The organism is Mesorhizobium sp. M7A.F.Ca.CA.002.05.1.1 (assembly GCF_003998335.1).
Lineage (GTDB): Bacteria > Pseudomonadota > Alphaproteobacteria > Rhizobiales > Rhizobiaceae > Mesorhizobium.
On the sequence record NZ_RZQI01001214.1, the window covers coordinates 1 to 1,387 of the forward strand.

Annotated in this window: 2 protein-coding genes; both read left to right on the forward strand. The window is 62.9% G+C overall.

Translation table 11 applies throughout. The annotated features are described in order from the left end of the window. Window positions 1-35 precede the first annotated feature (35 nt). A complete protein-coding gene (locus EN939_RS34220; RefSeq protein ID WP_127269891.1) occupies window positions 36-761 on the forward strand; it encodes a DUF2259 domain-containing protein in 726 nt (241 codons plus the stop codon). 107 nt (window positions 762-868) lie between these two features. Next, complete coding sequence (locus EN939_RS34225) at window positions 869-1,282, forward strand: hypothetical protein (protein ID WP_127269893.1); 414 nt, start codon at window positions 869-871, stop codon at window positions 1,280-1,282. The last annotated feature ends 105 nt before the right edge of the window (window positions 1,283-1,387 follow it).

Below are 1,387 nucleotides of genomic sequence, written 5' to 3' on the forward strand. Positions count from 1 at the left end.
CTAGGGGATTGAGACGATCACGGGGGTGAAGACCGATGCGAATGCTCTTTCTGTTTGCCGTTGGCCTGCTTGCACAGTTTGCCACCTCGATCGCGGCTCATGCCGGCGATGTCGCCGAACTTGAAATCCTCGGCTTCACCAAGGACGGCAGCGTCTTTGCTTTCGAGGAATATGGCGTGCAGGATGGATCGGGTTTTCCCTATGCCAACCGCTACTACATCGACACCAGCACCGACAGCTTTCTCAAGGGCACGCCGATCCGGGTCCGGCTTGAGGACGAGAATGCCAAACTGGATGCGGCGCGCCTTCAGGCCCGGCAAAAAGGCGAAGCCATTGTCAGTCAGGCCGAGTTGGACGCCAATCGCGGCATCACCGCCGGCTTCAACCCGGTGACCGAACTTTCGGCCGATCCGCACCGGATGGCAGTCAACCCGCGCCCGATCTTTTCGCCGGTCGACCCACCGCTCGAGTTTCGGCTCGACGATCTCGGCATGAACAACACCGAGGGCTGCGAGAGCCAGGGCGAGATCAACGGCTTCCGGCTGCTGCGTATCGAGGCGCAGGATGGCGGCACGACCAAGCTGCTGCACGAGGACAAGTCGATACCGAAAAGCCGGGGTTGCCCGAACGGCTACCGCATCGGCGCTGTGCAGACCTTTTCGATGGACAGTCTCAGCGCCTATGCCGTGCTGATCGCGGTGCGCCAATACGGCTTTGAAGGCCCGGACTTTCGCTGGATCGCGGTGACCGGCCGCCTGTGACACCGCTTGTCCCACCCGCCCCGCGCGATCGTTCGCTGAACCGCCTTCGCCGCGCGATACCGACGCCGCGCACTGCGTTTTATGGCGCCTTGCTATGGGCCACGACGATGGGCGCCAGCGCGCTCGTCGCCCTGTTGTTGGACGACTGGGAGACGCCGGCGAAAATCCGCATTGTCACCGCGCTGTTTGCGGTGGGAGCTGCGCTGGCTTTTCCCATCGGCCTGTTCGCGGCGCGGCTGGTCTCGCAGGGAAGACGCTGGGAAGTCGCCTTTGCCGCGGCCTTCGTGTGCCTAGCCGCGGCGACGATCGGCCTGACCGCCGGGCTCTTTGCCCTGCAGTACCGCTCCTACTACGCCGAGTGGCACGCCCCTGCTTTCACCCGCACCTGGGTCCTCCAGTTCGTCTTCACGACGCTGATTGCGCTCTACCAGTTCGTGGTGCTGGGCATCCGGCTCTATTTTCCAGTTGGTTTCATCGCTCTGTTTGCCGCGGGCGTCTGGTTTGCGCGCCAGCAGCGTTGAGCATTTTGCTCGCCTCTGTTAGGACGCGGGCAAACTTCTCGATATGTCAGGACTGACCGATGATCCCTCGCTATTCCCGGCCGGAAATGGTCGCCATCTGGTCGC

Excerpts from the sequence above, each read along its gene's own strand:
- EN939_RS34220 (WP_127269891.1), top strand. The coding sequence starts at position 36 with ATGCGAATGCTCTTTCTGTTTGCCGTTGGCCTGCTTGCACAGTTTGCC.
- EN939_RS34225 (WP_127269893.1), top strand. The coding sequence starts at position 869 with ATGGGCGCCAGCGCGCTCGTCGCCCTGTTGTTGGACGACTGGGAGACG.